Annotated in this window: 24 protein-coding genes and 1 pseudogene; all 25 read left to right on the top strand. The window is 74.8% G+C overall.

The genetic code is table 11. The annotated features are described in order from the left end of the window. The first annotated feature begins 11 nt into the window (after window positions 1-11). The 25 genes and pseudogenes from gcvPA (at window position 12) to QJR14_07450 (ending at window position 22,403) form a co-directional block, all read left to right on the top strand. Window positions 12-1,124: pseudogene (gcvPA, locus tag QJR14_07570) on the top strand (aminomethyl-transferring glycine dehydrogenase subunit GcvPA). Beyond that, window positions 1,121-2,641, top strand: a complete 1,521-nt coding sequence (gene gcvPB / locus QJR14_07565; protein ID MDI3317457.1) for an aminomethyl-transferring glycine dehydrogenase subunit GcvPB — start codon at window positions 1,121-1,123, stop codon at window positions 2,639-2,641. Before gcvPA ends, gcvPB begins: the two are co-directional and overlap by 4 nt. Window positions 2,642-2,684: 43 nt before the next feature. Continuing rightward, a complete protein-coding gene (gene glyA, locus QJR14_07560) occupies window positions 2,685-3,953 on the top strand; it encodes a serine hydroxymethyltransferase (GenBank protein ID MDI3317456.1) in 1,269 nt (422 codons plus the stop codon). Further along, on the top strand, window positions 3,950-4,519 hold the full coding sequence (locus QJR14_07555) for an adenine phosphoribosyltransferase (protein MDI3317455.1): 570 nt from the start codon (window positions 3,950-3,952) through the stop codon (window positions 4,517-4,519). The genes glyA and QJR14_07555 overlap by 4 nt, the downstream gene beginning before the upstream one ends. 54 nt (window positions 4,520-4,573) lie before the next feature. Further along, window positions 4,574-5,653 (top strand): Xaa-Pro peptidase family protein, encoded by a 1,080-nt coding sequence (locus QJR14_07550; protein ID MDI3317454.1) that lies wholly within the window; start codon window positions 4,574-4,576, stop codon window positions 5,651-5,653. 107 nt (window positions 5,654-5,760) lie between these two features. Beyond that, a complete protein-coding gene (gene efp, locus QJR14_07545; GenBank protein MDI3317453.1) occupies window positions 5,761-6,318 on the top strand; it encodes an elongation factor P in 558 nt (185 codons plus the stop codon). 161 nt (window positions 6,319-6,479) lie between these two features. Next, entirely contained in the window at window positions 6,480-7,073 is a 594-nt protein-coding gene (locus QJR14_07540; protein MDI3317452.1) for a hypothetical protein, read from the top strand. Between the two features lie 189 nt (window positions 7,074-7,262). Continuing rightward, on the top strand, window positions 7,263-8,303 hold the full coding sequence (locus tag QJR14_07535; protein ID MDI3317451.1) for a stage III sporulation protein AA: 1,041 nt from the start codon (window positions 7,263-7,265) through the stop codon (window positions 8,301-8,303). After that, a complete protein-coding gene (locus QJR14_07530; protein ID MDI3317450.1) occupies window positions 8,300-8,827 on the top strand; it encodes a stage III sporulation protein AB in 528 nt (175 codons plus the stop codon). The genes QJR14_07535 and QJR14_07530 overlap by 4 nt, the downstream gene beginning before the upstream one ends. Before the next feature lie 62 nt (window positions 8,828-8,889). Further along, complete coding sequence (spoIIIAC, locus tag QJR14_07525; protein MDI3317449.1) at window positions 8,890-9,090, top strand: stage III sporulation protein AC; 201 nt, start codon at window positions 8,890-8,892, stop codon at window positions 9,088-9,090. A 21-nt stretch (window positions 9,091-9,111) separates the two neighbouring features. Next, a complete protein-coding gene (gene spoIIIAD, locus QJR14_07520) occupies window positions 9,112-9,504 on the top strand; it encodes a stage III sporulation protein AD (GenBank protein ID MDI3317448.1) in 393 nt (130 codons plus the stop codon). Window positions 9,505-9,536: 32 nt separating this feature from the next. Continuing rightward, complete coding sequence (locus QJR14_07515; GenBank protein MDI3317447.1) at window positions 9,537-10,814, top strand: stage III sporulation protein AE; 1,278 nt, start codon at window positions 9,537-9,539, stop codon at window positions 10,812-10,814. Between the two features lie 9 nt (window positions 10,815-10,823). Further along, entirely contained in the window at window positions 10,824-11,618 is a 795-nt protein-coding gene (locus tag QJR14_07510; protein ID MDI3317446.1) for a stage III sporulation protein AF, read from the top strand. Beyond that, the gene (locus QJR14_07505; GenBank protein ID MDI3317445.1) at window positions 11,605-12,273 is read left to right on the top strand and encodes a stage III sporulation protein AG; all 669 of its coding nucleotides are present in this window, start codon (window positions 11,605-11,607) and stop codon (window positions 12,271-12,273) included. Before QJR14_07510 ends, QJR14_07505 begins: the two co-directional genes overlap by 14 nt. Window positions 12,274-12,314: 41 nt before the next feature. After that, window positions 12,315-12,977, top strand: coding sequence for a SpoIIIAH-like family protein (locus QJR14_07500; protein MDI3317444.1), 663 nt, complete (start codon window positions 12,315-12,317; stop codon window positions 12,975-12,977). Window positions 12,978-13,132: 155 nt separating this feature from the next. Continuing rightward, on the top strand, window positions 13,133-13,549 hold the full coding sequence (locus QJR14_07495) for an Asp23/Gls24 family envelope stress response protein (GenBank protein ID MDI3317443.1): 417 nt from the start codon (window positions 13,133-13,135) through the stop codon (window positions 13,547-13,549). After that, window positions 13,546-14,079, top strand: a complete 534-nt coding sequence (gene nusB / locus QJR14_07490) for a transcription antitermination factor NusB (protein MDI3317442.1) — start codon at window positions 13,546-13,548, stop codon at window positions 14,077-14,079. Before QJR14_07495 ends, nusB begins: the two co-directional genes overlap by 4 nt. After that, complete coding sequence (locus QJR14_07485) at window positions 14,076-14,930, top strand: bifunctional 5,10-methylenetetrahydrofolate dehydrogenase/5,10-methenyltetrahydrofolate cyclohydrolase (GenBank protein ID MDI3317441.1); 855 nt, start codon at window positions 14,076-14,078, stop codon at window positions 14,928-14,930. Before nusB ends, QJR14_07485 begins: the two co-directional genes overlap by 4 nt. Then, complete coding sequence (gene xseA, locus QJR14_07480) at window positions 14,927-16,189, top strand: exodeoxyribonuclease VII large subunit (protein MDI3317440.1); 1,263 nt, start codon at window positions 14,927-14,929, stop codon at window positions 16,187-16,189. The genes QJR14_07485 and xseA overlap by 4 nt, the downstream gene beginning before the upstream one ends. Continuing rightward, entirely contained in the window at window positions 16,182-16,523 is a 342-nt protein-coding gene (gene xseB / locus QJR14_07475; protein ID MDI3317439.1) for an exodeoxyribonuclease VII small subunit, read from the top strand. The genes xseA and xseB overlap by 8 nt, the downstream gene beginning before the upstream one ends. Beyond that, the gene (locus QJR14_07470; GenBank protein ID MDI3317438.1) at window positions 16,520-17,446 is read left to right on the top strand and encodes a polyprenyl synthetase family protein; all 927 of its coding nucleotides are present in this window, start codon (window positions 16,520-16,522) and stop codon (window positions 17,444-17,446) included. Before xseB ends, QJR14_07470 begins: the two co-directional genes overlap by 4 nt. Before the next feature lie 709 nt (window positions 17,447-18,155). Beyond that, window positions 18,156-18,725 (top strand): hypothetical protein, encoded by a 570-nt coding sequence (locus QJR14_07465; GenBank protein MDI3317437.1) that lies wholly within the window; start codon window positions 18,156-18,158, stop codon window positions 18,723-18,725. 129 nt (window positions 18,726-18,854) lie between these two features. Continuing rightward, window positions 18,855-20,774, top strand: coding sequence for a 1-deoxy-D-xylulose-5-phosphate synthase (gene dxs / locus QJR14_07460; protein ID MDI3317436.1), 1,920 nt, complete (start codon window positions 18,855-18,857; stop codon window positions 20,772-20,774). Between the two features lie 23 nt (window positions 20,775-20,797). Continuing rightward, the gene (locus QJR14_07455; GenBank protein MDI3317435.1) at window positions 20,798-21,658 is read left to right on the top strand and encodes a TlyA family RNA methyltransferase; all 861 of its coding nucleotides are present in this window, start codon (window positions 20,798-20,800) and stop codon (window positions 21,656-21,658) included. Continuing rightward, window positions 21,603-22,403: a hypothetical protein gene (locus QJR14_07450; protein ID MDI3317434.1), complete on the top strand. Its 801-nt coding sequence runs from the start codon at window positions 21,603-21,605 to the stop codon at window positions 22,401-22,403. Before QJR14_07455 ends, QJR14_07450 begins: the two co-directional genes overlap by 56 nt. Window positions 22,404-22,412 lie beyond the last annotated feature (9 nt).

Genomic DNA, 22,412 nt, shown 5'->3' with positions numbered 1-22,412 from the left:
CGGGCGCCTACGACCGCTGGGTGCCGGCGGTGGTCGACAGCCTGGTCAGCCGGGGCGAGTTCCTCACCGCCTATACCCCCTACCAGCCGGAGGTCAGCCAGGGGACCCTCCAGTCCATCTTCGAGTACCAGTCCATGATCTGCGGCCTGACCGGCCTGGAGGTGGCCAACGCCTCGCTCTACGACGGCGCCAGCGCCCTGGGCGAGGCGCTCCTCATGGCGGCCAACGTCACCGGGAGGGAGCGCTTCCTCCTGCCGGCGACGCTGCACCCCTTCTACCGCGAGGTGGCCGAAGTCTACGCGCGCGGGCCGCGCCTCCGCCTGGAGACCCTGCCGGAGGCGGGGGGACGGATCGCCGCAGGCGCGACGGAGAGGGTGGACGACGGCGTGGCGGCCGTGGTCGTCCAGCAGCCCAACTTCCTCGGGCTGATCGAGGATCCGCGGCCGCTGATCGAGGCGGCCCACGCCCGCGGGGCGCTGGCCATCCTGGTCGTCGACCCGGTCGCGCTCGGCCTGCTGGCGTCGCCGGGCGAGCTGGGCGCCGACATCGCGGTGGGCGAGGGGCAGCCGCTGGGGAGCCACCTCCAGTTCGGCGGGCCCTACCTGGGCTTCCTGGCCGCGCGCGAGCGGTTCGTCCGGCGCATGCCCGGCCGGATCGCGGGGCAGACCCGGGACGTGGACGGCCGCGTCGGCTACGTCCTGACGCTCCAGGCGCGGGAGCAGCACATCCGCCGCGAGCGCGCCACCTCCAACGTCTGCACCAACGAGGCGCTGGTGGCGCTGGCCGCCAGCATCTACCTGGCCACCCTGGGTCCGGCGGGGCTCCGCGAGGTGGCGCGGCAGTCGGCGCTCAAGGCGCGCTACCTGGCCGGCGAGCTGGCGGGGCTGCCCGGCGTCCGCCTGCCCCTGGGCGGCCCCTTCTTCGACGAGTTCGTGGTGGAGTTCGAGCGCGAGGCCGAGGGCGTGGTGGGCGCCATGCTGGAGAAGGGCTTCCTGGCCGGCTTCCCGCTCGGCCGTGTCCGCCCCGGATGGGAGCGACGGCTCCTGGTGGCCGTGACCGAGAAGCGGAGCCGGGCCGAGCTGGACGGTTACGTCGCCGCCCTGAAGGAGGTGCTGGCGGCATGAGCGAGCCGCTCATCTACGAGCTGGGCGGCCCGGGCCACCAGGGGGCCGAGCTGCCGCCGCTGGACGTGCCGGACGCGGAAGAGGCCGCAGGCGGAGAACTGCCCGGCCTTCCCGAGGGACTCCTGCGGAAGAGCCCGCCCCTCCTGCCCGAGGTGACCGAGCCGGAGGTGGTCCGCCACTACACCCGCCTCTCCGAGATGAACTACGCCATCGACAACGGCTTCTACCCGCTCGGCTCCTGCACCATGAAGTACAACCCGAAGCGGAACGACGCGATGGCGGCGCTGCCCGGTTTCCGCGACCTCCACCCGCTGACGCCCGAGGCGGGCGCGCAGGGGGCCCTGGAGCTGATGGCGCGGCTGGAGGCGGCGCTGGCGGAGATCACCGGCATGGCCCGCTTCTCGCTCCAGCCGGTGGCCGGCGCCCAGGGCGAGTTCACCGGCCTCTCCATCGTCCGCGCCTACCACGAGAGCCGGGGCGAGGAGCGGACGCGGGTGATCGTCCCCGACTCCGCCCACGGGACCAACCCGGCCAGCGCCGCCATGGCCGGCTACCAGGTGGTGGAGGTCCGCTCCGACGCCCGCGGCGGCATCGACGTCGAGGACCTCGACCGCGTGCTCGGGCCGGACGTGGCCGCCCTGATGCTGACCAATCCGAACACGCTCGGCCTCTTCGACGAGCGGACGCTGGAGATCGCTCGCAGGGTGCACGAGGCGGGCGCCCTCCTCTACTACGACGGCGCCAACCTGAACGCCATCCTGGGCCTCGCCCGGCCGGGCGACATGGGCTTCGACATCGTCCACCTCAACCTGCACAAGACCTTCTCCGGCCCGCACGGGGGCGGCGGCCCCGGCTCGGGCCCCGTGGGCGTCGTGGCGGGGCTGGAGCGCTTCCTGCCGCGGCCCCTGGTGGTCCGGGAGGGCGACCGCTACCGCCTCGACTGGGGCGATCCCGAGGGGCTCGACCGCCCGGGTCCGGGGAGCGTCGGCAAGGTGCAGGCCTTCTGGGGGAACTTCGCCGTCGCCGTCCGCGCCTATGCCTACATCCTGACGCTGGGCGCGGAGGGCCTCCGGCAGGTGGCGGAGAGCTCCGTCCTCAACGCCAACTACCTGATGCGACGCCTGGCCCGCAGCTTCGACCTGCCCTACGACCGGAGCTGCAAGCACGAGTTCGTCCTCTCCGGGGCAGGGCTGAAGCGGGAGACGGGGATCCGCGTCCTGGACGTGGCCAAGCGGCTGCTCGACTACGGCTTCCATCCCGGCACCGTCTACTTCCCCCTGATCGTGGAGGAAGCGCTGATGATCGAGCCGACCGAGACGGAGAGCCTGGCCACCCTGGACGCCTATGCGGAGGCGCTGGAGGCGATCGTCCGCGAGGCGCACGAGGAGCCGGAGAAGCTTCGCCAGGCTCCCTTCACCACGCCCGTGCGGAGGCTGGACGAGGTGACGGCGGCGCGTCACCCGGTGCTCCGCTGGCGGCCGGGCTCCGCCCGGCCCGGGGAGACGGCGCAAGAGTGAGCCGGAGGGGAGAGGTGAGGGCGTGTCCACGAGCTTGTCGACGATGAGGGAGCTGGAGCGGACCGACCCCGAGGTGGCGCGGCTGATTCGCGCCGAGGCGCGCCGCCAGGGCGCGGGGCTGGAGCTGATCGCCTCGGAGAACTTCACCAGTCCGGCGGTCCTGGAGGCGATGGGCAGCTGCCTGACCAACAAGTACGCCGAGGGGACGCCCGGGCACCGCTACTACGGCGGCTGCGAGGTGGTCGACCAGGTGGAGCGGCTGGCGCAGGAGCGGGCCGAGCGACTCTTCGGCGCCGAGCACGCCAACGTCCAGCCCCACTCCGGAGCCCAGGCGAACATGGCCGTCTACTACGCGGCGCTGGAACCGGGCGACACGGTGCTGGGCATGAACCTCAACCACGGCGGTCACCTGACCCACGGGAGCCCGGTCAACTTCTCGGGCCGCTGGTACCGCTTCGTCGCCTACGGCGTCGACCGCGAGAGCGAGCGCATCGACTACGACGAGGTCGCCCGCCTGGCCGAGGAGACCCGGCCCAAGCTGATCGTGGCGGGGGCGAGCGCCTACCCCAGGACCATCGACTTCGCCCGGTTCGCCGAGATCGCCCGTGCCGTCGGCGCCAAGCTGATGGTGGACATGGCCCACATCGCCGGGCTGGTGGCGGCGGGGCTCCACCCGACGCCGGTGGGCCACGCCGAGTACGTCACCTCCACCACCCACAAGACGCTGCGCGGGCCGCGCTCGGGCTTCATCCTGACCACCGGCGCCGAGGCGCGCGCCGTCGACCACGCCGTCTTCCCCGGCATCCAGGGCGGCCCCCTGGAACACGTCATCGCGGCCAAGGCGGTCTGCTTCGGGGAGGCGCTCCAGCCCTCGTTCCGGCGGTACCAGGAGCGGGTGGTGGAGAACGCCCGGGTGCTCGCCGAGACGCTCCAGGAGCACGGGCTGCCCCTGGTCTCCGGCGGCACCGACAACCACCTGATGCTGGCCAAGGTGGGGGCGCTCGGCTTGACCGGCAGGGAGGCGGAGGATATCCTGGCGCGCGTCGGCATCACGGTCAACAAGAACGTCATCCCCTTCGACACCGCCAAGCCCACGGTCACCTCGGGCATCCGGCTGGGCACGCCGGCCCTGACCACCCGGGGCATGGGCCCGGAGGAGATGCGCCGGATCGGCGAGTGGATCGTGAGCGCCCTGCGGCGGCGGGAGGAGACGGCCTACCTCGAGTCGATCCATCGCGAGGTGCTGGCCCTCTGCCGGCGTTTCCCGCTCCCCTACGAGGGGGCGACCGTGGAGGAGGAAGAGGCTGGATGACCCGCAGCGAACCGGCCGCCGATCCCCAGGAAGCCCGCGGCGAGGGCCCGGGAACGCCGGAGATCCGCTCCCTGATCCGCGAGATCCCCGACTTCCCGGTCCCCGGCGTCCTCTTCCGGGACATCACGCCGCTCCTGCACGACCCGGCGGCGATGCGCGCGGTGGTCCGCCGCATGGCCGACCACTACCGCGACCAGCCGCTGGGGGCGGTGGCGGGGATCGAGTCGCGGGGCTTCCTCTTCGCGGTGCCCCTGGCGCTGGCGCTGGACCTGCCCTTCGTGCCGCTGCGGAAGCCGGGCAAGCTCCCGGCCCGCGTCCGTCGCGTCGACTTCGAGCTGGAGTACGGGCAGGCGGCGCTGGAGGTGCACGAGGACGCGGTCCGGCCGGGCGACCGGCTGCTGGTGGTGGACGACCTGCTGGCCACCGGCGGCACCAGCGCGGCGGCGGCCCGGCTGATCGGCGAGCTGGGCGGAGAGGTGGCCGGCTTCTGCTATCTGGTGGAGCTGAGCGAGCTGCGCGGGCGCCGGCGCCTCGACGCGCCGGTCTTCTCGCTGCTCCAGCTCTGAGGCGCCGGGGCGCCTTCGCCGGGGGCCGGAGACAGCGGAGCGGGAGGCTGAGAGATGGAGAGACGGGTGGCACGGCTGCGCGAGGCGATGGCGCGCCGCGGGTACGAGGCGTTCTGGATCACGCGGGGCCCGAATCGCTATTATCTGAGCGGTTTCCGTTCCTCGGCGGGGGCGCTGCTGATCACCCGCGACCGGAGTTGCCTGATCACCGACTTCCGGTACGTGGAGGCGGCGCGCCAGGCGGCACCGGACTTCGAGGTCCACCGGCACGGCCAGGGGCCGGAGGAGGACATGCTGGCGGTCGGGCGGCGCATCCTCGAGGAGGAGTCGGTCCGGCGCGTCGGCTTCGAGGCGGGCGACCTCTCCTGGGCGGCCGGCGAGGAGCTCCGCCGGCGCTGGGAGGGCCTGGAGGTGCTCCCCGACCAGGACCTGGTGGAGGAGCTTCGGCGTGTCAAGGAGCCGGAGGAGGTGGAGGCGGTCGCCACCGCCTGCCGGATCTCCGAGGAAGCGCTGGAGGAGACGCTCCCCCTGCTCAAGCCGGGCGTCCGCGAGGCGGAGTTCGCCCTCGCCCTGGAGTTCGCCATGCGGAGGCGCGGCGCGGAGGGGGTCGCCTTCGAGTTCATCGTCGCATCGGGCCCGCGCGGCGCGCTCCCGCACGGGTACGCCTCGGAGCGGCGCGTGGAGGCGGGCGACCTGGTCACCATCGACTTCGGCGCCAGCTGGCGGGGGTATGCCGCCGACATCACCCGGACGGTGGCCGTCGGCCGCGCGGACGAGGAGCAGCGGCGGATCTACGAGATCGTCCGCCAGGCGCAGGCGGCGGGCCTGGCGGCGGTCCGCGCGGGCGTCCGCGGGGGCGACGTCGACGCGGTGGCGCGCCAGCTGATCGCCGCGGAGGGCTTCGGCCCCGCCTTCGGCCACAGTCTCGGCCACGGGGTCGGCCTGGACGTCCATGAGGCGCCGCGCCTGGCCTCCGGGAGCGAGGACCTCCTGGAGCCGGGCATGGTGGTCACCGTGGAGCCGGGCATCTACCGGCCGGGGTGGGGAGGCGTCCGCATCGAGGACACCGTGGTGGTGACCGAGGACGGATGCCGGAATCTCTGCTCCAGCCCGAAGGAGCTTCGCATCCTTTAGGACCCGGGACCCGGCCCCCGGCGCTCGGACGGGCGGAGCCGGCCGGCGGCCGGCGCGGCCCGGCGGCCGCACCGGCCGGGGAGCGGGCTCGGCGAGGGAGAGGTGCCATGATCTCGACCAACGATTTCCATTCCGGCGTCTTCATCGTCCTGGACGGCCAGATCCACGAGGTGGTGGAGTCGCAGCACGTCAAGCCGGGCAAGGGTCCGGCCTTCGTCCGGGCGACGCTGCGCAACCTCTCCACCGGGGCGCTCTACGAGCGGACCTTCAACGCCGGCGTCAAGGTGGAGCAGGCGATCGTGGAGCGCCGGCCGGGGCAGTATCTCTACCCGAGCGGCGACACCTACTTCATCATGGACAACGAGACGTTCGAGCAGTTCCCGGTGCCTCGGGAGATGTTCGGGGAGCAGGTCCGCTTCCTGAAGGAGAACATGCCGGTCGACCTGGTGCTGCACGAGGGGCGCGTGCTCGGCGTCCACATGCCCAACGTGGTGGAGCTCCGGGTGGTGGAGACCGAGCCGGGCGTCCGCGGCGACACCGCCTCCAACGCCACCAAGAGCGCGAAGCTGGAGACCGGCGTCTCGGTGCGCGTGCCGCTCTTCATCGAGACCGGCGACGTCCTCCGCATCGACACCCGGACCGGCGAGTACATCGGCCGCGCCTGAGATCCGCGGTCCCGCCGTCCGGCGTCTTCCGCCCGGTTGCACCGGCTTTGCCGGAGTTGGCCGGGTCCGGATGGCTTAGGAGCAATTGGCCGCCCCCTCGCAGGCCGCTGTGCCACCTCGGACGGGGATACTAGCGCCGAGAGCGCGGAGCGAGGGGGTGGATGAGCGTCATGGAGGAGCTGCAGGGTCGCATCGCCTACCTCCACGGCCTGGCCAACGGGCTGGAGCGGATGGACGGCCAGACGGGGGAGCTGATGCGCGGCATCCTCGACGTTCTGGACGGCTTGGCCGAGGAACTGGAGGCGCTCCGGGAGGACGCCTCCGAGCTGGACGAGTACGTGCAGAGCGTCGACGAGGACCTCGCCCAGGTGGAGAACGAGTTCTGGCAGTCCGCCGGGGAGGAGGGGACGGACACCGGCTCGGCCGAGGGCCGTCCCCGGGATGGCGGCATGGCCGAGGAGCGCGCGGGCGAGCAAGCGACGGCGTCGGTGGAGTGCCCCAACTGCGGCCTGGTGCTGGAGTTCCAGCCGTCCGACTTCGCCGACGAGGAGGGGCGGGTGGAGCTGATCTGCCCCAACTGCGGCGAGAAGGTGCGGATGGAGCGCGGCGAGCGCCGCGAGAGACGCACGGGCCGCTCCGGGGAGGAGCGCGGCGAGCGCCTCGGGGGCCGGGCGCGGATGCATGCCGGCCGCCGCGAGCGGGGTGGCACGGAGCGGAACGGAGCCGTCACCCTGGTACCCGAAGAGCGGACCTGAGAAGCGGGGTCCCGGCATGTCGCGAGCGCGGGGGCTCGGCCGGACCGGAGAGGATCCGGCCGAGCCCCTCCTTTTCGGTTCCGGCCTCCGGGGCGCCCCCCTGCCCCGGGCCGGTCCGCCGCCGGGCAGCCGGGCGCATACCCGCTTCCGCCCGCCCATATCCATGGACATCGGGGAGGCACGTCCCGGATGGCGCGGGTGTGGAGCGGAGCGGAGGAGGCCGGGGGCGGGGAGCGACAGATCCTCCGCTTCCTGCCCCAGGAGCTGAGGGGCACGCTGGAGGCCGCCCTGCTGCGGGTTCCGCCTCCCTGGGAGGAGGTCCGGCTCCGTGCCGGGCGGCCGCTGGCGCTGGTGGTGGGGGGCGAGACGCTCTTCCTGGAGGGCGGCGGCCGTCCGGTTCCCGCGGCCCGGGGCCGGCCCGTCCGCGGCGAGGAAGTGCGGCGGAGCCTGGAGCTGATCACCGGCCACTCGCTCTACGCCTGGCAGGAGGAGCTGCGCCAGGGGTTCGTCACCCTGCCCGGCGGCCACCGGGCCGGGCTGGCCGGCCGGCTGGACAGCGAGGGCGGCCACATCCGCACGGTGCGCGAGGTCTCCTCGATCAGCCTGCGCGTCGCCCACGAGGCGCCCGGCGTGGCCCGGCCGCTCCTCCCCTGGCTGCTGGAGGCGGGGCGACCGCTGTCGGCGCTCCTCCTGGGCCCGCCCGGCAGCGGCAAGACCACCCTCCTGCGGGACCTGAGCCGGGCGGCGGGCGACGGCGAGACACCCTTCCCCGGCGGCCGTCCCTTCCGCACGGTCCTGGTCGACGAACGCTTCGAGATCGCCGCCCTCTCCGGCTCGCAGCCCACCCTGGCGGTGGGCGCCGCCACCGACGTGATCGAGGGCGGGCCCAAGGCCGAGGCCTTCGCCATCGCCCTGCGCGCGCTCAACCCCGAACTCCTCGTCTGCGACGAGCTGGGCCGGCCGGAGGACGCGCGGGCGCTGGCGGAGGCCGCGCGCAGCGGCGTGGCGGTCTGGAGCTCGGCCCATGCCGCCTCCTGGGAGGAAGCGCGCCAGCGCCGCCTCCTCGCCCCCCTTCTGGAAGGGCGCTTCTTTCAGCGGGTGATCGAGCTGGAGCGGCGCGGCGGGCGCTTCGGCCTCCGCGCCGTCCGGGAGGCCGGCGGGCGGAGGCTGAGCGACCGCTGGACGGAGCTGGCGGTCTCCTCGGCCGAGGGACGGCGACTCCTGCCGTGAGCCTCCTCCTGCAGGCGGCCGGCTTCGCGCTGGTGGTGGGCGGCTCCACCCTGACCGGCCAGCTGCTGGCCTGGAGCGTCCACCGGCGCCCTCGGGAGCTGGCGGAGCTGCAGGCCGGCCTGCGCCTGCTCATGAGCCAGGTCGACTACGCCGCCCGGCCCTTGCCCGAGGTGCTCGCCGACCTGGGGGGGAGCGCCCCGGGCAGCGCGGGTCTCCTCTTCCGCCGGGTCTCCCGGGAGATGGCGGCGGCACCCGACCAGCCGCTCGGCCCCATCTGGGAGCGGGCGGTGGCGGCGCTGGGCGAGGAGAGGGGCCTGGGCGCCGCCGACCTGGCGCCTCTCCGGCGGCTGGCCCCGGCCCTGGGGTTGAGCCATCGCGAGGACCAACTCCGCCACCTGGAGCACTGCGCCACGGAGCTGGGGGCGCGGGAGGCGGCGCTGCGCGGCGAGGCGGAGCGGACGGCGCGGATGTGGCGCTCGCTCGGCTTCTTCGGCGGGCTCCTGCTGGCCGTCGTGGCGCTCTGAACGGCGCAGGGGGCGGAAGGCCCGGAAGCGGCGGCGGACTCCGGAAGGGCGGAGGTGGCGGCATGGTCCCCAACGTGCAGCTCGTCTGGCAGATCGCCGGCATCGGCATCCTGATCGCCGTGATCGTCAGCGTCCTCACCCAAGCCGACAGGAAGGAGTTCGCCTGGCTGGTCTCCCTGGGCGGCGTGGTGGTGGTGCTCTGGCTGGTGGTGCGCATGATCGCCGACCTCTTCCAGACCGTCCGCGCCATCTTCCAGATCTGAGCGGGACGGGACGGGTGGCCCATGACCCTCTTCCAAGTTGTGGGAATCGGCGTGACCGTGGTCGTCCTGCTGGGCGTGCTCCGCCACCAGCAGAGCGCGGTGGCCACGCTCCTCAGCCTGGGCGCGGGGATCCTCCTGCTCCTGGTGGTGCTCCCCTACCTGGGCCAGGTGGTGGGCCTGATCAGCGAGCTGGCCGCCCGCTCTCAGGTGAACCTGGCCTTCGTCGGCGTCCTGCTCCGGGTGATCGCCATCGCCTACCTGGTCCAGCTGACGGCGGACGTGGCGCGCGACGCCGGCGAGTCGGCCGTCGCCTCGCGCATCGAGCTGGCCGGCCAGATCCTGGTGCTGGTGCTGGCGGTGCCCATCCTCCGCTCCGTGGTCCAGGCCGTCCTCGGCCTCCTCGCCAGGATCTGACCTCGGCCCGTACCGTGCCGGGAGGTGAGCCCTTGTTCCAGCGGCCCCGACCGCGCTCCGCCCGACCCGGAGGCGGGTTCCGCTCCCCGGCTCGGCGCCGGCTCCTTGCCGTGCCCCTGGCGCTGGCGGCCCTGCTCTGGCTCGGCGCGCCGCTGCGGGCCTCCGCCCCCGGCGTGCCGGCGCCGCCCGCGCCGGCAGGCTCCGACCCCGCCCGCCAGGAGATCGGACGGCTGGTCCAGGAGCAGCAGCAGGCGCTGGACCTGACGCGCGTGGAACGGCTCCTGGCGGAGGCGGAACGGAGGGCGGGGCCGTCGGCGCCCCGCCTGGACGGCTCCGCCCTCCGCCAGGTGCTGAGCGGCGGCGGCCTTCCCTGGCAGCCGGCCGACGTGGCCCGCTGGCTCCTGAGCTCGCTGGGCCGGGAGGTGGTGACCGCGACCGGCCTCCTCCTGCAGCTCCTCCTCCTGGGGGCGCTGGCCGCCGTCCTCCAGCAGCTCCGGGTGGGGGGAGGGGAGGAGGTGGCGGACCTGGCGCAGCTCGCCGTCCACCTGGTCCTCTTCCTGATCGCCGCCGCCCAGCTCACCCTGCTCATGCAGACGGTCCGCTCCATGGTCCAGGACGTCCACGACTGGCTGCTGGCGCTCCTGCCGGTGCTGATGGCGCTCCTGGTGGGGACGGCCAACGTGGCCACGGCGACGCTGGCCCATCCGGCCCTCCTCTTCGTGGTCACCCTGCTGGCGGACGTCCTGGACCGGCTGGTCCTGCCGCTCCTCTTCCTCTCCGCGGTGGTGGGCATGGTGGGGCGGATGGGCGAGCGCTTCCAGCTGACCGGCTTCGCCGGCTTCCTGCGCGAGCTTGCGGTGCTGGCGCTGGGGCTGATCTTCGCGCTCTTCCTGGGCGTGGTCAGCGTCCAGGGGATCGGCGGCGCGGTCGCCGACGGCGCCGCGCTGCGGGCGGCCAAGTTCTCGGCCAAGGCCTTCATCCCGGTGGTGGGCGGCATGTTCTCCGACGCCGTCGAGCTGGTGCTCACCTCGGCGCTCCTGCTGCGGAACGGCCTGGGCCTCGTGGGCATGGCCGGCGTCTTCCTGGTGGCGGCGCTCCCCATCCTCAAGCTGGTCGCGGTCAGCCTCGCCCTCCGCTTCGGCCAGGCGGTGATCGAGCCCTGGGGGGCGGGCGCGCTGCCCGGCATCCTGGGCCACCTGGCCACCAGCGCCGTCTGGTTCGCCGTCGCCGCCGGCACCGCCGCGCTGGCCGCCATCCTCGGGCTCGGCATCCTCCTGGGGTCGGCCAATCTTTCGCTCCTCTTCCGGTGAGGTGGACCGATGGACGGCCTGGTGCAAGCGCTGACTTCGTGGGTCCAGCAGGTGGTGATGGCGTCGCTCCTGGCGCTGGTGGTCGACCTGGCGCTGCCGCGCGGCCGCTTCCGCCGCTACGGTCGCCTGGTGCTGGGCCTTCTCCTGCTGGCCGTGCTGATGAAGCCGGTGCTGGCGCTGGCCGGCTCCGGCCCCCAGGGGCTCTCGCGACTCCTGCAGCAGGCGGCCGGCGAGGCCCTCACCGCCGCGAGCCATCCCGGCGCCCTTCCCTCCGGTCCCGCCGCCTCGGACCAGGCCCGGCGGCTGGTCCGCCTCACCGGCCAGGAAGTGCTCACCCTCTACCTGGGCCGCCTGGAGGAAGTGGCCGCCTCCGCGGCCCGCTCCGTCCCCGGCGTCGCCGACGCCCGCGTCCGCCTCCGCGCCGTCTCCGACCCCGCCTCCCCCTCCTTCGGCCAGCTGGAGTCCGCGCGGGTGGTGGTCTTGCCCGCGGGGCGGACGAGTAGAAGTGGACAGGGCGGGCCCCCCGCCGCGGCCGGGCGGTGGGGGGGCGGCGCGAGCGCCGTCCGGGTCCAGCCTGTCGCGCCGGTCCGCGTGCCGACCATCCGGGTCGGCTCCTCGCCGGCCCCGGCGCCCTCCCCCGGGGAGGGCACCCCCGCCGGGCCGGCGCGCCCGCCGTCCGGCGCGGCGGAGCAGCGGCTGGCCGCGGCGGTCCGGCAGGCGGTCGCCCGGGCGCTGGGACTTGCGCCGGAGCGGGTGGAGGTGGCGATGGCGGCCGGGAGGGAGGAAGCCGATGCGGCGCCGTGACGGCGAGCGGCAGGCTCGGCAGGGGCTCTGGGAGAGGTGGCAGGCGGCACTGCGGGAGCGGTTCGGGCTCGGCGGCGAGAGCTACCGCTGGCTCCAGGCCGCGATCCTGGTGGTGGGCCTGGGCTTGATCCTGCTCATCATCGGCAACGGCCTGGGCGCCGGACCGTCCGGGGCGCCGGCGACGGGGAGGCCCGCGGCCGGCACCCCGGACGGGGGGACCGGGAGCGGCGGGGGCGGGGGTGGGCCGCTTCCTGCCGATCCCGAAGCCGCCGCCCAGGTGCTGGCCGACCGGCTGGGTGCCACGCTGGAGACGGTCCGCGGCGCGGGGCGCGTCCGCGTCCAGGTGACGCTGGAGAGCGGCCCCCGGAACCTCTACGTGATGGAGGAGCACTCGCAGACGTCGACCACCCAGGAGACCGACTCCAGCGGGGGGCGACGGCAGGAGAGCCAGACCGACCGGCAGCTGACGCTGCCCGCCTCCGCCGCGGGCGGCAGCGCGCCCGTCCAGGCCGTCGACGAGCCCCGGGTGCGGGGCGTGCTGGTGGTGGCCAGCGGTGCCGGCGACCCCGTCGTGCGCGACGAGCTGGCGCGGGCGGTCCAGACGCTCCTGGGCGTCCCGCTCTACCGCGTGGCGGTGGTGGCGGGCGACCCGTGAGCGAGCCGGCCGGCGGGGCCCGGGACGAAGTCCGGCAGGAGGTGGCAGAGGTGCACGTGCGGACCATCGACCGCGGGGCGGCCCTGCGCATGGCCGTCTTCCTTCTGATCGTGGCGGGGATCCTGGCCTACATCCAGTGGCAGTGGAGCCAGCCTCGCCAGGTGGGGCGGCTCGTCCAGTCGACCGCCGGAGAGCGCGCCGGCGCCAGCGAGCCGGCTCTCTCGCCGCGGGCGGCGCTGCCTCCCGCCGCCCGCGGGGCGGGCGGGCAGGGCGGAGCGGCCTCCTCCGGGGGCTCGCGGAGCGGTTCGCCGGGGTCGCCCGCCTCCTCCGCCCAGGAAGCGTTCTGGTCGGACGCCCGCCTCAGCCGCGACCGCGACCGCTCGCGGCAGATCGACCTCCTCCAGACGCTGGCCGACGACCCCAACGCCAGCGCCCAGGGGCGCGACCAGGCCCGGCAGGAGCTGGTGGCGCTCAGCCAGGCGGCGACGGAGGAGTCGGAGGCGGAGGCGCTGGTCAAGGCCAGGGGCTTCCGGGACGCCCTGGTCTACGTCTTCCCCCGGGCGGCGGAGGTGATCGTCGCCTCCGAGCGGCCGCTCACCCGCGCCCAGGCCGCCGCCATCGGCGATGTGGTGGCGCAGGTGACGGGCCTCGGCTACGACCGGATCCGGATCCTGACCTACCCGGCCCCGGGAGCCGGCTCCTGAGCCTCGGGCGCCGGCTCCCGGCGGGGCCGGGCCAGGCCGGGCGCGCCGGCCGGGGCGGCGCCTGGGCGTGCGGTATAATCAGCCTACCGCCGGCCCGCCGGGCGGGCTCTCCGCCGGCAGGGGCGGGCCAGGACGCTGGGCGAGAGGGTGGCAGCATGGCGGAAGGCCGGGAGGTTTCCCGCGAGACCATCGGCGAAGGGATCCACATCTCGGACGAAGTGGTCGGCATCATCGCGGGCATCGCCGCCTCCGAGGTGCCGGGGCTGGCCGGCATGAGCGGCGGCCTGGCCAGCGGGCTGAGCGAGGCGCTGCGCGGCCGCAGCTTCGGCAAGGGCGTCCGCGTCACCCTGCGCGACCGGCGCTGCGTGATCGACCTCTACGTCATCGTCCGCTACGGCGCCCGCATCCCCGACGTGGCGATGGCCGTCCAGCAGGCGGTCAAGCGGGCGGTGGAGGCGATGACCGGCCTGGAGGTGGAGCGCGTCAACGTCCACGTCCAGGGGATCGACTTCGGCTCCGACCGCGGCCCGCGCGCCGAGGCGCGGGCGCCGGAGGAGAAGGAGCCGAAGTGAACCGCCACCAGGGGCGCGAGCTGGCCGTCCAGGTGCTCTACCAGCGCGACGTCACCGGCATCCGGCAGCCGAACCTGCTCGACTACCTGGCCGAGGAGGCGGGCGCCGACGCGGAGACGGTGGCGTTCGCCCGGGCCCGGGTGGCGGGCGTCACCGAGCACTTGCGCGACATCGACCGGCTGATCGGCAGCCGCGCCCGCGGCTGGTCGCTCGACCGGCTGGCCGCCGTCGACCGGGCCATCCTCCGCCTGGCGGTCTTCGAGCTCCGCTTCGCCGGCGACGTCCCCGAGCCGGTGGCCATCGACGAGGCGGTGGAGCTGGCCAAGAGCTTCGGCGCTGACGAGAACTCCCCCCGCTTCGTCAACGGCATCCTGGGAAGCCTCGTCCCGGAGGAAGCCGCCCCGTCACCCCCATCCCCCGGCGCTCCGGCCCCCGACCGCGCCGGCGCCGCCGCCCCCGCTCCGCCAGGTTCATCCGGTTCGCCCGGCTCGGCCGGCTCGGCCGGCGGGCAGGGGGGCGGCTCCCGGTGAGCGCGCAACCGCTCGAGGGGAAGGGGCCGGCGGAGGGGCTCCTGGACCGGCTCCGCCAGCGGGTCCAGGCGCTGGCCGAGCGGCGCGGGCGAGCCCCCCGCGCCGTCGCCCTGGAGGTGGCGCCGGATGCGAGCACGCTGGCCTACGTCCGCCAGCAGAGACGGGTCGCCGCCCGGGCCGGCCTCCTCTGGGAGGAGCGCGTGCTGCCCGAACCCGACCCGGAGGCGCTCCGCCGGGAGCTGGACCGCCTCTCGGGCGACCCGGCGGTGGACGCCGTCCTCCTGGGGTGGCCGCTGCCGCCCGGCATCGATCCGCTGGAAGCGACGCTGGCGCTCGATCCGGCCAAGGACGCCGACGGGCTCCATCCGCTCCACCTGGGCCTCCTGGCGGCGCGCCGCCCGCGGGTCGTCCCCGCCACGGCCCGGGCCGTCCTCCACCTGGTCCGCGACGCCACCCCGGTCGCGGGGCGCGAGGCGCTGGTGATCGGCCGCTCGCGGACGGTGGGACTGCCGGTGGCGCTCCTTCTCCAGCAGGCCGACGCCACCGTGCGCATGGCGCATTCGCAGACGCGCGACCTGGCCCGGGCCGTGGCCGAGGCGGAGATCCTGGTGGCGGCCGCCGGCCGGCCGGGGCTGGTCAAGGCCGACTGGGTCCGGCCCGGCGCCGTGGTCATCGACGTGGGCACCACCTACGTGGAAGGCCGGGTGCGCGGCGACGTCGAGCCCGCCGCGGCCGAGCGGGCCTCGGCCATGACGCCCGTCCCCGGCGGCGTCGGCCCGCTGACCACGGCCATGCTGATGGAGAACGTGGTCGCCCTGGCCGAGGCGGCGGCGGGGGGAGGAAGCGCGTGAGCCTCGAGCAGATGGCGCTCTTCGAGGCCGCCGACCGCGACCTGAGCGTCGGCGAGCTGGCCCGGCGGCTCCGGCTCTTCGTCGAGGCGGAGCCCGAGCTCCAGGACCTGCGCGTCCTCGGGGAGATCTCCAACTGGAAGGACCACTCCTCCGGCCACGCCTACTTCACCCTGAAGGACGCGACGGCGCAGATCCGCTGCGTGATGTTCCGCGACCGGAGGAACCGCCTCGCCTTCCAGCCCGCGGACGGGATGCTGGTCCGCGCGCGCGGCGACGTCGGCTTCTACGAGCGCGGGGGCGACCTCCAGCTCTACGTCCGCTCGCTGGAGGAGGCGGGCGGCCCGGGCGAGCTCTTCCGCCAGCTGGAGGCGCTCAAGCGCCGCCTGGAGGCGGAGGGGCTCTTCGACCCCGCCAGGAAGCGCCCGCTGCCCGTCCTGCCCCGCCGCATCGGCGTCGTCACCTCGCCCACGGGGGCGGCCATCCGCGACATCGTCCGCGTCAGCCGCCAGCGCTTCCCCGGCATGGCGCTCCTCCTCTTCCCGACGCCCGTCCAGGGCGAGGAAGCCCCGCCCGCCATCGTCCACGCGATCGAACTCGCCAACCGCGTGGCGTTGACCGACGTGCTCATCGTCGGCCGCGGCGGCGGTTCGGCGGAGGAGCTCTGGGCCTTCAACGACGAGCGCGTCGTCCGCGCCATCGCCGCCTCGCGCATCCCGGTGGTCTCCGCGATCGGCCACGAGGTGGACTTCACCCTGGCCGACGCGGCCGCCGACCTGCGCGCGGCCACGCCGTCGGCGGCGGCGGAGCAGGTGGTCCCCTCCCGCGCCCAGCTCGAGGCGCACCTCGAGCAGCTTTCGCAACGGCTGGTCCGCGGCCTCCGCCGCCGCCTGGACGAGCGGCGGAAACGCCTCGACTTCCTCGGCCGGAGCCGGGTGCTGCGGTCGCCCCGCTACCTGCTGGTCGACCGGGCGCAGCGCCTGGATGAGCTGGGGGAACGGCTGGACCGGGCGCTGGCCGGTCTCCTCCGGCACCGCCGGGAGCGGGTCGTCTCCGCCGGCGCGCGGCTGGAGGCGCTCAACCCCCTGGCGGTGCTGGCCCGCGGCTACGCCATCGTGCGGCGGGAGCGCGACGGCGCCGTCCTGCGCGCCGCGGCGGGCGTCGAGGCCGGCGAGGCGGTGGAGGCCGTCCTCCACCGGGGTCGGCTGCACGCCCGGGTGGAGCGGGTCGAAGTCGAAAAGGAGGCCGAACAGGTTGACTGACGAGAACCGCGAGACGCCCGTCGCCCCCCCGGCGCCGGCGGGGCCCGGGACCGCAGCGGCGGCGCCCGGCGCCGACCCGCTCGAGCAGCTCGGCTTCGAGGAGGCGCTGGAGCGGCTGGAGGCGACGGTCCGCCGGCTGGAGGAAGGCGACCTCCGCCTGGAGGAGGCGATGCGCCTCTACGAGGAAGGGGTGCGGCTCCGCAGCCTCTGCGACCGGCGTCTGCGCGAGGCGGAGGGACGGATCGAGCAGCTGATCGAGACCGCCGGCGGCTATCGCATCGAGCCGTTCACGGAGGGCGGAGCGGCCGGCGGGGCGACCGGCGTCCCGGCATGAGCCACCGCGGCCGGTTGGACGTCGGCGAGGCGCTGGAGCTCGACCGGGTCTGGGTGGACGCCGCGCTCCAGCGGCGCCTGGCCGGGCTGGAGGCGGAGGGGACGCCCGGGCGGCTGGCCGAGGCCATCCGCTATGCGGTGCTCGGCCCGGGCAAGCGGATCCGGCCGATCCTGGCCGTCTGGGTGCGCGACCTCCTGCTGGAGGGCGGGAGCCAGTCGCCCGCCCCCGCCGGCCCGGGCCGCGGTGCCGGCGCTCCAGGCCGCCGCGACGCGGGCGACCCCCTGCTGGGGCCGGCCTGCGCCCTGGAGCTGGTCCACGCCTACTCGCTCGTCCACGACGACCTGCCGGCCATGGACGACGACGACCTCCGCCGCGGCCGGCCGACGCTCCATCGCGCCTTCGACGAGGCGACCGCCATCCTCGCCGGTGACGCGCTCCAGCCGCTGGCCTTCGCCTGGCTGGCCGAGGCCGCGTTCCCGCCGGCCACCCGGGTGGAGATGATGCGGGCGCTCGCCCGGGCCGCGGGTCCGGCCGGGCTGGTGGGCGGCCAGCAGCTCGACCTGGAGCCCGCGGGCCCGGGTTCGCTGGAGGCGCTGCTGGAGCTGGAGTCGATGAAGACCGGCGCCCTCTTCCTGGCGTGCGTCCAGGTGGGGGCGCTGGCGGCCGGGAGCCGGGCGGAGGCCGGAAGCGCGCTGGGCCGCTTCGCGCGCCAGCTCGGCCTTCTCTTCCAGGTGACGGACGACCTGCTGGATGCGGCCAAGGGCGAGCCCTCCAGCGTCGTCACCCTGGCCGGTGCCGAAGAGGCCCGCCGGCTGGCCGACCGGCTGGCCGGCGAGGCGCTGGGCGCCCTCCAGGCGTACCGGGGCGAGGCGGCGGAGCGCCTGCGCCGCCTGGTGGAACTGGTGCGGAATCGCCAGGGCTGAGGCCGGCAGCGGCGGCCGTCTCATGGTATACTGGGCTTTGCAGCCGGCATACTTGCGGGTTTTGCAGGTGGCGCAGTATCCTAGTCGGCTTCCTGTCCTTGAAGGCGGGCCTAAAAATCCGCCGTCGGGCACATCGATGAAGTTCCTGGTGGCGGCTTTCGACGCCCAGTCGGGGGTCGTCACTGGGAGTAAGGAGTTGGGGCTGCCCGCAACGGCATGCGGACCAGACCCTAGCTCCGCGGAGGCCCGGTCGCCGGCACGGCGCCGGGTAGAACCTACAGGTGGCTGAACCGCCTGTAGCGTAGCCTGCCTTGCGTGGGTAGCGGTGGAAGGCGGTCACCGGCCGATCGCCCAGGGCCCGGGCGGCGGCGCGGCACGCCGTCCGAAACCATGCCTGCAAAAGAGGCTAAGGGGATGCGGAAGCCGCCGGGGAAAACCCCTAGGCTGTTCGCACGAGGTGCGCCGGGGATTAGGGTGCGTGCTCAGTGGCAATCCAGCCTCACCGCGGGCGACCCGGTGACGCCGTCTTAATGGGAAACCCCCTCGCCGGCGACGGCGGGGGGACGGCGGGGAAATCCTACTGGACCTAAGCCGCAAGGTTTACCCGGTGCGCCGCCACCTGCTTCTTGTTTTTCCGTGTGAGTCCCGACTCGGGGCGTCGCCTGGCGCGGCGCCCGCCCCACCCCTGACGGGAGGCGTGGCCAACCCCTTGGGTCGACCCGGTCGAAGTTTCGGCAGCGACCTCAAACGCGGTCTGACGATCGGCTCGGTCAGCTTCCTCATCGCCTGGTTCGTCACCCTCCCGTCGCAGGAAGCCATGCGCGGCCTCCCCCTCTTCCTCTCCTTCGGCATCCTGCTCCTGATCGTGGTGGTGGGCGTCCTGGCCGACGCCGTGGGCTTGGCCACGGCCACGGCGGCCGAGGCGCCCTTCCACGCCATGGCCAGCAAGCGGATCCCCGGCGCCCGCCAGGCCATCCAGCTGATCCGGAACGCGGACAAGGTGACCAGCATCGCCAACGACGTGATGGGCGACCTGGCCGGCACCATCTCGGGCTCGGCCGCGACGGCGATCGCGATCCGGCTCTTCACCAGCGAGAGCTCGCTGGAGGCGGGCCTCCTGGTGGCGCTGGCCGCCTCGCTCACCGTCGGGGGGAAGGCGGGGATGAAGGGGGTGGCGCTGGGCCACGCCAACGAGATCGTCTTCCTCCTGGCCCGGGCGCTGGCCTGGGTGGAGCGGGTCTTCCACGTGACGCTCCTTCCCGACCGGAAGGGGCGCTGAGCTCCCGGCGACGGGCGCTGCGCCGGGCGGGAGCGCGGTGGGAGGCCGGTACCGATCCTGCTACACTTACCCTTACAAAGCGCACCGAGGGCAGTGCGCAGCCTGGGAGAGCGGGGGCGAGGATCGAAGATGGAACGGCTTCTCGAGCAGATCCGGGGTCCGGAAGATCTGAAGCGGATGGACCTGGATCAGCTCCGTCGCCTGGCGCGGGAGATCCGTGCCGAGATCGTGGAGACGGTGGCGCGGAACGGCGGTCACCTGGCCGCCAACCTGGGGACCGTGGAGCTGGCGGTCGCCCTTCACGCCGTCTTCTCCAGCCCGCGCGACAAGATCCTCTGGGACGTGGGCCACCAGGCTTACCCGCACAAGCTCCTCACCGGGCGGCTCGGCCAGTTCGCCACCCTGCGCAAGCCCGGCGGCATGAGCGGCTTCCTCAAGCGCTCGGAGAGCGTCCACGACGTCTGGGAGGCCGGCCACGCGGGCACCGCCCTCTCGGGTGCGCTGGGCTACGCCACCGCCCGCGACCTGAGGCACCAGCAGCACAAGGTGGTGGCGGTGGTCGGCGACGGCGCGCTGACCGCGGGGCTGGCGCTGGAGGCGCTCAACAACGCGGGCCAGAGCCGGAGCGATCTGATCATCGTCCTCAACGACAACTCCATGTCCATCTCGCCCAACGTGGGCGCGCTCAGCCGCTACCTGGCCGCCATCCGGACAGCCCCCGCCTACTCGCGGCGGAAGGAGGAGCTGACCGAGCTGCTCGAGTCCATCCCGGCGCTGGGGCCGCAGATGGCGCGGGCGGCGGAGCGGCTCAAGATGGGCGTCAAGTCGCTGCTCCTGCCGGGCATCTGGTTCGAGGAGCTGGGCATCAAGTACCTGGGCCCCATCGACGGGCACGACCTGGGCGAGCTGATCGAGGTGCTGCGGGACGCGCGACGGACGCGCGGACCGGTGCTGGTCCACGCCGTCACGGAGAAGGGGCATGGCTACGCGCCCGCCGAGCGGAACCCCGAGGGCTTCCACGGGCCGGGTCCCTTCGACCCGCGGACCGGCCGCCCGATCCCGAAACCGGCAGCTCCGCCCAGCTACACCAGCGTCTTCAGCAGGACGCTCACCCGGCTGGCGAGCGAGCGGCCGGAGGTGGTGGCGATCACGGCGGCCATGCCGGAGGGGACCGGCCTCGCCCGCTTCGCCGAGTCCTTCCCCGATCGCTTCTTCGACGTGGGCATCGCCGAGCAGCACGCCGTCACCTTTGCGGCCGGCCTCGCCCTGGGCGGGCTCCACCCGGTGGTGGCCATCTACTCGACCTTCCTCCAGCGGGCGGTGGACTCCATCATCCACGACGTCTGCCACCAGAAGCTGCCCGTGGTCTTCGCCATCGACCGGGCGGGCCTGGTGGGGGCCGACGGCGACACGCACCAGGGCGCCTTCGACCTCACCTTCCTGCGCATGGTGCCGGAGATGGCGATCCTGGTGCCGCGGGACGAGAACGCCCTGCAGCACGCCGTGGCCACGGCGCTGGAGTACCGCGAAGGCCCCATCGCCATCCGCTACCCGCGCGGGGAGGGCGTCGGCGTGCCGCTCGACCCCGAGCCGGAGGCGCTTCCCGTCGGCCGGGCGGAGTGGCTCCGCGAGGGCAGGGACGTGGCGCTGGTGGCCGTCGGTCCCGCCGTCCACCAGGCGCTGGCGGCGGCCGACCTGCTGAAGGGCGCCGGGGTGGAGGCCAGCGTCGTGGACGCCCGCTGGGTGAAGCCTCTGGACGGCGAGATGCTGGAACGGGTGGCGACGAGCCATCGCGCCCTGGTGACGGTGGAGCAGGGGACGGCGCTGGGCGGATTCGGCTCCGCGGTGCTCGAGTGGCTGAGCGCCCATGGCCACTGGGACCTGCGCACGCGGGTCCTGGGCCTGCCCGACCGGTTCATCGAACACGGCGATCCCGTCTTGCAGTACCATCAGTTCGGCCTGGATGCGGCCGGCATCGCCCGGGCGGCGGGCGAGCTGCTCGGTTTGAGCCGGGAGCTCCGGCCGAGCGGGATCGAGGGGGAGGTGTAGGAGGGACGGCCCGGGGCGCGCGCCTGGACCAGCTCCTGGTGGAGAGGAAGCTGGTCCCCTCGCGCCAGGCGGCCCAGGTCGCCATCCTGGAAGGGCGCGTCCGCGTGGACGGGCGGACGGCCCGGAAGGCGGGAGAGCGCCTGCCGCCCGGCGCGGTGCTGGAGGTGCTGCCCGGCGAGCGCTGGGTCAGCCGCGGCGGGAAGAAGCTGGCCGGGGCGCTGGCCGACTTCGGCCTGGAGGTCGGGGGCACCGTCTGCGCCGACGTCGGCGCCTCCACCGGCGGTTTCACGGACGTCCTCCTCCAGGGCGGCGCCGCCAGGGTCTACGCCGTGGACGTGGGGCACGGCCAGCTGGCCTGGCGCCTGCGGAACGACCCGCGGGTGGTGGTCCGGGAGGGCGTCAACGCGCGCTATCTGGGCAGGGAGGAGATCCCGGAGCCGCTCGACCTGGCCGTGGTGGACGTCTCCTTCATCTCGCTGGCCAAGATCCTGCCCGCGCTGGTGCCTCTCCTCGGCACCGAGGGCTCGGTCGTGGCATTGGTGAAGCCGCAGTTCGAGGCGGGGCCCGACCAGGTGGGGAAGGGCGGCGTGGTGCGCGACCCGGCGGTCCACCGGCGGGTGCTCGCCCAGGTGGACGAGGCCGCTGCCGCGCTGGGGCTCGGGGCGGAGGGCCTGACCTTCTCGCCCGTCACCGGCCCCAGCGGCAACATCGAGTTCTTCGTCCTCTGGCGGCGCGGGGCCGCGGGACGGCTCGGCCCGGAGCGGATCGCCGGCGTGGTGGCGGAGGCGCACCGGCGCCTCGGTCGCCGCCGTGGGGGAGGCGACGCGGATGGAGCGGGGGACGCTTCCTCGCGGGATCTGGATCCCCGTGCTGACGCCGACTGAGGGCGGGGAACCGGCCTTCGACCTCCTGGAGGAGAACCTGGCCATGGCGGCGGGCGCGGAACCCGCCGGTTTTGTCGTGCTCGGCGCCTGGTCGGAACCGGAGGCCCTGGGCCCGGAGGGGCGGCGGGAGCTGTACCGGAGGACGCTGGCGGCCAGCGAGCGGCCGGTGGTCCTCGACCTCCGCACCGTCAGCCCCGGGGAGGCGCGGGAGCTGGTCCGCCTGGCGCGGCCGGCCGGCTTCCTGGCGGAGGGTCCGCCTCCCGAGGAACTCCTGGCGGTCGGGCTGCCCTGGGCGCGCGCGCTGCCGCCGGCGGGCACGAAGAACGGTGCCGGTCGGGCCGGCGCGGGCCCGGCGCGGGCGGACGGCCCCGGAGGCGCGGCGGGCGCCGTCCCGCTCTGGGCCGAGAGCCTCGAGTCGATCCGGCCTTCCCCGGGCGGCGGCGGGCGGCTGCCGGAGGGCCTCCTCACCCCCGTCGCCGCCGTCGCCCCCTGGCAGGCGGCCGACCTCTGGCGGGCCGTCCGGGCGGCGGCCGACGCGGGCGCCCCGCTGCCGGCGCACCTCTGGGAGCGCCTGGCGGCGCTGGAGCGACGGCTGGCGGGCCGGGTCGAGCGGGTGAAGCTCGCCATGGAGCTGGAGGGGTACTTCGGCGGGGCGCCGGTGGGTGCGCCGGGGGAGGCCGGCGCGGAGGAACGCGGGGCGATGTACGCCCTGCTCTTGGACCTGGGGATGCTTCGCGGCGGCTGAGCGCCGGCA

The sequence above is a fragment of the Bacillota bacterium genome, assembly GCA_029961055.1.
GTDB lineage: Bacteria > Bacillota > Sulfobacillia > JAIMAT01 > JAIMAT01 > JAIMAT01.
The sequence above is the reverse complement of the archived record's forward strand: the minus strand, read 5'-3'. Positions and strand labels throughout refer to the sequence as shown.

Coding starts and splice junctions, on each gene's coding strand:
- gcvPB (MDI3317457.1), top strand. CDS start 1,121: ATGAGCGAGCCGCTCATCTACGAGCTGGGCGGCCCGGGCCACCAGGGG.
- glyA (MDI3317456.1), top strand. CDS start 2,685: ATGAGGGAGCTGGAGCGGACCGACCCCGAGGTGGCGCGGCTGATTCGC.
- QJR14_07555 (MDI3317455.1), top strand. CDS start 3,950: ATGACCCGCAGCGAACCGGCCGCCGATCCCCAGGAAGCCCGCGGCGAG.
- QJR14_07550 (MDI3317454.1), top strand. CDS start 4,574: ATGGAGAGACGGGTGGCACGGCTGCGCGAGGCGATGGCGCGCCGCGGG.
- efp (MDI3317453.1), top strand. CDS start 5,761: ATGATCTCGACCAACGATTTCCATTCCGGCGTCTTCATCGTCCTGGAC.
- QJR14_07540 (MDI3317452.1), top strand. CDS start 6,480: ATGAGCGTCATGGAGGAGCTGCAGGGTCGCATCGCCTACCTCCACGGC.
- QJR14_07535 (MDI3317451.1), top strand. CDS start 7,263: ATGGCGCGGGTGTGGAGCGGAGCGGAGGAGGCCGGGGGCGGGGAGCGA.
- spoIIIAC (MDI3317449.1), top strand. CDS start 8,890: ATGGTCCCCAACGTGCAGCTCGTCTGGCAGATCGCCGGCATCGGCATC.
- spoIIIAD (MDI3317448.1), top strand. CDS start 9,112: ATGACCCTCTTCCAAGTTGTGGGAATCGGCGTGACCGTGGTCGTCCTG.
- QJR14_07510 (MDI3317446.1), top strand. CDS start 10,824: ATGGACGGCCTGGTGCAAGCGCTGACTTCGTGGGTCCAGCAGGTGGTG.
- QJR14_07505 (MDI3317445.1), top strand. CDS start 11,605: ATGCGGCGCCGTGACGGCGAGCGGCAGGCTCGGCAGGGGCTCTGGGAG.
- QJR14_07495 (MDI3317443.1), top strand. CDS start 13,133: ATGGCGGAAGGCCGGGAGGTTTCCCGCGAGACCATCGGCGAAGGGATC.
- QJR14_07470 (MDI3317438.1), top strand. CDS start 16,520: ATGAGCCACCGCGGCCGGTTGGACGTCGGCGAGGCGCTGGAGCTCGAC.
- dxs (MDI3317436.1), top strand. CDS start 18,855: ATGGAACGGCTTCTCGAGCAGATCCGGGGTCCGGAAGATCTGAAGCGG.
- QJR14_07450 (MDI3317434.1), top strand. CDS start 21,603: ATGGAGCGGGGGACGCTTCCTCGCGGGATCTGGATCCCCGTGCTGACG.